Raw genomic sequence first — 6,452 nt, 5'->3', positions numbered from 1 at the left:
GCTTCCACACCACCTTCCTGGTCCAGCACTGGCTCGGCGCCGAGGGCATGCCCCGCCGCTACGCCGACTACCTGGCCTCGGACGGCTTCACCACGCTGAACACGGTGTCGACCATCGGCTCGTTCCTGCTGGGCCTGTCGATGCTGCCGTTCCTCTACAACGTGTGGAAGACCGCCAAGTACGGCGAGAAGGTCACCGTCGACGACCCGTGGGGCTACGGCCGTTCGCTGGAGTGGGCGACCTCCTGCCCGCCGCCGCGGCACAACTTCACCACGCTGCCGCGTGTCCGTTCGGAATCCCCGGCGTTCGACCTGCACCACCCGGAGATCGCCGCGCTGGACTACCTCGAGAACCACGGTGAGATGGCGAAGCACTTCGAGGGTGTCACGCCCGCGCAGTACGACGGCCGCTCCCTTGGCAAGGGCAAGGAGGGCGACGCCCGATGAAGGAACAGGGAAAGATCTTCGCGGGTCTGGCCGTCTTCACGCTGGCCATCGCCATCACGTACTTCGTGTGGACCACCAAGTCGGACCACGGCCTGGAGGCCGCCGGCACCACCGCGCTGTTCCTGGCCTTCGGCCTGTGCGCCTTCATCGGCTTCTACCTGGCGTTCACCGCCAAGCGGGTGGACACCGGTGCGGGTGACAACCCCGAGGCCGAGGTCTCGGACGACGCCGGCGAGCTGGGCTTCTTCGCCCCGCACAGCTGGCAGCCGCTGTCCCTGGCGGTCGGTGGCGCGCTGGCCTTCCTGGGCGTCATCTTCGGCTGGTGGCTGCTGTTCTGGTCGATTCCGGTCCTGCTGATCGGTCTGTACGGCTGGGTCTTCGAGTTCTACCGCGGCGAGAACCAGAACCAGTAGGGTTCCGGATCGCGCAAGCCGTACGGCGGGCCGGGTACTCCCCTCGGGGGGTGCCCGGCCCTTCGTCGTCCGGGTACCGCTCCGAAGTTCCCCCGCGCGGGTTACCCGGAGTGCCTCCGGGGTGACGCCTTCCTACGCTTCGAGGCAGGTTCCAACCCCTGGGAGGTTCCGTTGAAGGGCTCTCGGATAGTCAATACCCGGACCACGCTGGCCGCCCTGCTGGTGATCACACCGGCTGCGGCATGTTCCACCAGCGGCCCGTCCGGAAAGAACTCGCCCCATCAGGTCGACGTGGCGCCGCTGATCCACACCTCGGCGGCCGGGGCGAAGGCCGACCCCACGAAGGCGTTCAGCGTCACCGCGGACGGCACCGCCAAGCTCGGCGAGGTCACCGTCACCGGCCCCGACGGAAAGCCCGTCGCCGGACAGCTCGCCGCCGACCAGCAGCACTGGCAGACCACCGACCCGCTCCGGGCCGGCGCCGGATACACCGTCAAGGTCACCGCCGAGGACGGCAAGGGCGGCCACGGCGAGGCCGACTCCACCTTCACCACCGGGGCCGCCCCGCACGTGATAGGCGCCGACCTCGGCCCGGACAGCTCCGGCAGCGGCGTCTACGGCGTCGGCCAGCCGCTCACCGTGACGCTGTCCGAGAAGGTCACCGACCCGGCGGCCCGCAAGCAGATAGAGAACGGCCTGACCGTCACCTCGCAGCCCGCCGTGACCGGCGCCTGGTACTGGGTGGACGACCAGAACCTGCACTTCCGGCCGGAGGACTACTGGCCGGCCAACGCCACCGTGAAGCTCGCCTACGACCTGCCCGGCATCCGGGTCTCCGAAGGCGTGTACGGCGGCGACGAGAAGACCCTGGCGCTGCGGACCGGCGACCGGGTCGAGGCGGTGATCGACGCCGACAGCGACGAGCTGACGTACAAGCGCAACGGCGAGGTGGTCAGGACCATCCCGGTCACCACCGGCAAGCCGGGCTTCGACACCCGCAACGGCGTCAAGGTCGTGCTCGGCCAGGAGTCCTCCGTCCGGATGAGCGGCGAGACCATCGGCATACCCGACGGCAGCAGCGAGTCCTACGACCTGGACGTGAAGTGGGCGACCCGGGTCACCTGGAGCGGCGAGTACGTCCACGCGGCGCCCTGGTCGACCTGGGCGCAGGGCCGGGAGAACGTCAGCCACGGCTGCACCGGCATGAGCACCGACGACGCGAAGTGGTTCTTCGACAACACCCGGGTCGGCGACCTCGTGCAGGTGGTCAACAGCAAGGGCCACGAGATGGAGCCGTTCGGCAACGGCTTCGGCGACTGGAACGTCGACTGGGACGACTACGTGAAGCACAGCGCCCTCGGCAAGCCGGTGAACACGGCCGCGCCGGAGACCGCCGTGAACAACCCGGCGCCGGACGGGACGGCCGCGGGCCGGTAGTGACAGCGACGGCGGCGAGGTCCGCCCGGCAGGAGCGCCGGCTCCTGCCGGGCGGACCTCGCCGTTCGCGTCAGCGGTGGGCGGCGTCCAGCGCCGTCAGGACGGCGGCCAGCGCCTCGTCGCGGCCGAGGCCGAGGCGGGCGGTGCGGGCCACGTACTCGGCGGCTGCGTCGGCCGCCAGGCGGTGCGAGGTGTCCCCGGTGGGGGCGATGGAGGTGCCGGCCCGGCCGCGGGTCTCGACCACGCCGTCCGCCTCCAGCTCGCGGTAGGCGCGGGCCACGGTGTTGGCGGCCAGGCCGAGCTGCTCGGCCAGCGCGCGGACGGTGGGGAGCTTCAGGCCGGTCGGGAGTTCACCCGTACGGGCCTGGGCCGCGATCTGCGAGCGCACCTGCTCGTAGGGCGGCGTGGAGGAGAGAGGGTCGATCGCCACGTGCACCCGGCCAAGATAACAGGGCGTCGGGCCGGTGCCGGAGAAATATGCCAGAACCCCCACCGGCCGGAGCCGATGGGGGTTCTGACGTGGCGTGACAGCTAGGGATCAGTGGTGGCCGTGGCCGCTGGTGATCTCCAGGTACTCCTCGGAGGTGGGCTTGGCGATCTGGTTGCCCTCGCCGTAGAAGCCCTCGGAGAGCTTCGTACGGGTCTTGGTGACCACGCCGGCCTTGCGGGCCACGCCGTTCTCGTCGGTCTCGGCGGGCAGCTCCAGCGGCTGGGGCTGCTCGTGCGCGGTGAGGGTGTGCAGGTCCGTCTGCGACAGCGGCGTGTGGACCTCGACGAACTCACCGTGCGGCAGGCGCTTGATGATGCCCGACTCGCGGCCATGCAGCACCTTGTCCTTGTCGCGGCGCTGCAGGCCGAGGCACCAGCGCTTGGTGACGAAGAAGGTGATGACCGGCACCACGAAGAAGCCGACCCGGACCATGTAGGTGATCGTGTTGATCGACATGTGCAGGTGAGTGGCGAACAGGTCGTTGCCACCGCCGACCAGCAGGACCAGGTACAGCGAGATCCAGGCCGCGCCGAGCGCGGTGCGGACCGGGGCGTTGCGCGGGCGGTCCAGGATGTGGTGCTCGCGCTTGTCGCCGGTGACCCAGGACTCGATGAACGGGTAGACCGCGATCGCGACCAGGACCAGCGGGAAGAGCATCAGCGGGATGAACACGCCCAGGTTCAGGGTGTGGCCGCCCCAGACGGAGATCTCCCAGCCCGGCATGAAGCGGATCAGGCCTTCGGCGAAGCCCATGTACCAGTCGGGCTGGGCGTCGGTCGACACCTGGTCCGGACGGTACGGGCCGTACGCCCACACCGGGTTGATGGTGGCGATCGCGGACATCGCCGCGATGATGCCGAACACCAGGAAGAAGAAGCCACCGGCCTTGGCCATGTAGACCGGCATCAGCGGCATGCCGACGACGTTCTTCTCGGTCTTGCCCGGGCCCGCCCACTGGGTGTGCTTGTGGTAGAAGACCAGGATCAGGTGCGCGACCAGCAGGCCCAGCATGATGCCCGGGATGAGCAGCACGTGGATGGTGAAGAAGCGCGGGATGATGTCGGTGCCCGGGAACTCGCCGCCGAACAGGAACATCTGGATGTAGGTGCCGACGATCGGCACCGCCAGGATCGCGCCCTCCATGAAGCGGATACCGGTGCCCGACAGCAGGTCGTCCGGCAGCGAGTAGCCGAAGAAGCCGTCGAAGAAGCCCAGGCAGAGCAGCAGGAAGCCGAACAGCCAGTTGATCTCACGGGGCTTGCGGAACGCGCCGGTGAAGAAGACGCGCATCATGTGCACGAACATCGCGGCGACGAAGACCAGCGCGGCCCAGTGGTGGATCTGGCGGATCAGCAGACCGCCGCGGATCTCGAAGCTGATGTCCACCGTCGAGGCGTACGCCTCCGACATCCGGATGCCGTTCAGCGGCAGGTAGGAACCGTGGTAAACGGTCTCCGCCATGCTCGGCTTGAAGAACATCGTCAGGTAGACACCCGTGAGGATGATGATGATGAAGCTGTAGAGGCAGATCTCACCGAGCATGAAGGACCAGTGGTCCGGGAAGATCTTGCGCAGGTTGGCCTTGGCCAGGGAGTAGATCCCCAGCCGGCCGTCGACCCAGTCCGCGGTCGCCTCGGCCTTGTTGGCGGGCTTGGCGCGCGTGCTGGCCGGCTTGGAGGCACCAGTGGTGGTGCCGCTCGCGGTGCTCATCGCTTGCGCTCCCAGTAACTCGGGCCGACGGGCTCGTCGAAGTCGCCGGTGGCGACCAGGAAGCCCTGCTCATCGGTGGTGATCTTCAGCTGGGGCAGCGGGTGGCCGGCCGGGCCGAAGATGACGCGAGCGCCGTCCGCCAGGTCGAAGGTCGACTGGTGGCAGGGGCAGAGCGCGTGGTGGGTCTGCTGCTCGTACAGCGAGATCGGGCAGCCGACGTGGGTGCAGATCTTCGAGTAGGCCAGGATGCCCTCGAAGCCCATGTCGCGGGACTGGGCGTCCTTGATGTCCTCCGGCGCGATCCGGACCAGCATCAGGGCGTCCTTGGCGATGCGCTGCTGGAAGTCCTCGTCCGACTCCTCCAGGCCGTGCGGCTTGGCGAAGGTCAGCGAGCCCTGGATGATGTCCTCGGGCTTCATCGGCTGGTCGGTGTTCATGTTGACCAGCTGGATCGGCTTGGCCTGGGTGGCCTCGTCCCAGCCGGTGTGCAGGAGCTTCTTCTCCGGCAGCGGGCCGAGGTCGCGCAGCAGCACCACACCGGACAGCGGCACCAGGGCCATCGAACCGATGAGGGTGTTGCGGATCATCTTGCGACGGCCGAAGCCGGACTCCGCGGCACCGGTCTTGAACTGCTCGATGACGTCGTTGCGGACCTCGTCGGAGGCCTCGATCGGGTGACGGTCGGCCGGCAGCTCGTGGTCCGACATCAGGGTGCGGGCCCAGTGGACCGCGCCCGCGCCGATGCAGAACAGCGCCACGCCGAGGGTCATGCCCAGGGCGAAGTTGAGGGCGCTGACCTTGCCCAGCGGGAAGATGTAGACCAGCTTGTCGGCGTCGATCGCGGCGTAGGACGCGATGAAGCCGACGGTCGCCAGCATCGACAGCACGAACATCAGCGACACCTGGCGCTCGGCCCGCTTGGCGGCCCGCTCGTCGATGTCGGTCCGACGCGGCTCGTGGGCCGGCAGGCCCGGGTCGGCGAACGGGTCGTCGTGGGTGACGACCTCAGCGCCGTGGGAGGCTCCGTGCGCCTCCGGCAGGTTCTCTGACATGTCGTGGCTCATGACTTCTTGGCCTTGGTGGTGTGGGCGGCGACCCAGATCGCGATCACGATCAGCGTGCCGATACCGAAGATCCAGCTGAACAGGCCCTCGGTGAAGGGGCCGAGGCTGCCCAGGGCCAGACCACCGGGGTTCGGCGCGTCGTTGGTGTTCTGGACGTACGCGATGATCGCGCGCTTCTGCTCCTCCGGCATGGTGGTGTCGGGGAACGACGGCATGTTCTGCGGGCCGGTCTGCATGGCCTCGTAGATGTGCTTGGAGTCCACGCCCTCCAGGGAGGGGGCGTACTTGCCGTCGGTCAGCGCGCCGCCCTTGCCGGCGAAGTTGTGGCACTGGGCGCAGTTGGTGCGGAACAGCTCGCCACCCTTGGCGACCTGCTCGGCGTTGGTGACCTTGTCCTCGGACGGCTGGTACTGGTCCGGGTTCGGAGTGACCGGGCCGGGGCCGAGCGAGGCCACGTACGCGGCCAGCTGGTCGATCTCGGACTGGTTGTAGACGGCCTTCTTGCGCGGGACCTGCGCGCCCGGCTGCTGGGCCGGCATGCGGCCGGTGCCGACCTGGAAGTCGACAGCAGCAGAGCCGACGCCGACCAGCGACGGACCGTCAGAAGTGCCCTGGCCGTTCAGGCCGTGGCAGGAGGAGCAGCCGACGGCGAAGAGCTTCTTGCCCTCGTCGATGGCGAGCGACTGCGAGGAGCTGTCGGCCTGCGCCTTCGAGGCGGGCGCGAAAGCGGCGTACAGCCCCCCGGTGGCCGCCAGGGCGAGAAGTAGAACGACGACCGCCGCCAGTGGGTGGCGCCGTCGTGCGGAGAGCTTTTTCACGGAATAACCCCGGTGTCAGGATCTGGTCGGCAGCAGCCTGCCCCCGACTCCACATGCGTCGCGATGACGCCGGG

Annotated in this window: 6 protein-coding genes and 1 pseudogene; 3 read left to right on the top strand and 4 right to left on the bottom strand. The window is 68.7% G+C overall.

All coding sequences use genetic code 11. The features are described from left to right. The 3 genes and pseudogenes from IEZ12_RS37445 to IEZ12_RS00385 form a co-directional block, all read left to right on the top strand. A pseudogene (locus tag IEZ12_RS37445) lies at positions 1-446 on the top strand (aa3-type cytochrome oxidase subunit I); the annotation flags it as partial. After that, positions 443-859: a cytochrome c oxidase subunit 4 gene (locus IEZ12_RS00390; RefSeq protein WP_043913540.1), complete on the top strand. Its 417-nt coding sequence runs from the start codon at positions 443-445 to the stop codon at positions 857-859. The pseudogene IEZ12_RS37445 and the gene IEZ12_RS00390, both read left to right, overlap by 4 nt. A gap of 171 nt (positions 860-1,030) precedes the next feature. Beyond that, positions 1,031-2,296 (top strand): L,D-transpeptidase, encoded by a 1,266-nt coding sequence (locus IEZ12_RS00385; RefSeq protein ID WP_229847106.1) that lies wholly within the window; start codon positions 1,031-1,033, stop codon positions 2,294-2,296. Positions 2,297-2,366: 70 nt separating this feature from the next. Here the strand turns inward: IEZ12_RS00385 and IEZ12_RS00380 are convergent, their stop codons facing one another. The 4 genes from IEZ12_RS00380 to qcrC form a co-directional block, all read right to left on the bottom strand. Next, positions 2,367-2,732: a GntR family transcriptional regulator gene (locus IEZ12_RS00380; RefSeq protein ID WP_043913536.1), complete on the bottom strand. Its 366-nt coding sequence runs from the start codon at positions 2,730-2,732 to the stop codon at positions 2,367-2,369. Between the two features lie 102 nt (positions 2,733-2,834). After that, positions 2,835-4,496, bottom strand: coding sequence for a cytochrome bc1 complex cytochrome b subunit (gene qcrB / locus IEZ12_RS00375; protein ID WP_189270236.1), 1,662 nt, complete (start codon positions 4,494-4,496; stop codon positions 2,835-2,837). After that, positions 4,493-5,548: a cytochrome bc1 complex Rieske iron-sulfur subunit gene (gene qcrA, locus IEZ12_RS00370; protein WP_229847105.1), complete on the bottom strand. Its 1,056-nt coding sequence runs from the start codon at positions 5,546-5,548 to the stop codon at positions 4,493-4,495. The genes qcrB and qcrA overlap by 4 nt, the downstream gene beginning before the upstream one ends. A gap of 8 nt (positions 5,549-5,556) precedes the next feature. Further along, complete coding sequence (qcrC, locus tag IEZ12_RS00365) at positions 5,557-6,378, bottom strand: cytochrome bc1 complex diheme cytochrome c subunit (protein WP_043913533.1); 822 nt, start codon at positions 6,376-6,378, stop codon at positions 5,557-5,559. Positions 6,379-6,452 lie beyond the last annotated feature (74 nt).

The organism is Kitasatospora griseola, from assembly GCF_014648555.1.
GTDB lineage: Bacteria > Actinomycetota > Actinomycetes > Streptomycetales > Streptomycetaceae > Kitasatospora > Kitasatospora griseola.
The sequence above is the reverse complement of the archived record's forward strand: the minus strand, read 5'-3'. Positions and strand labels throughout refer to the sequence as shown.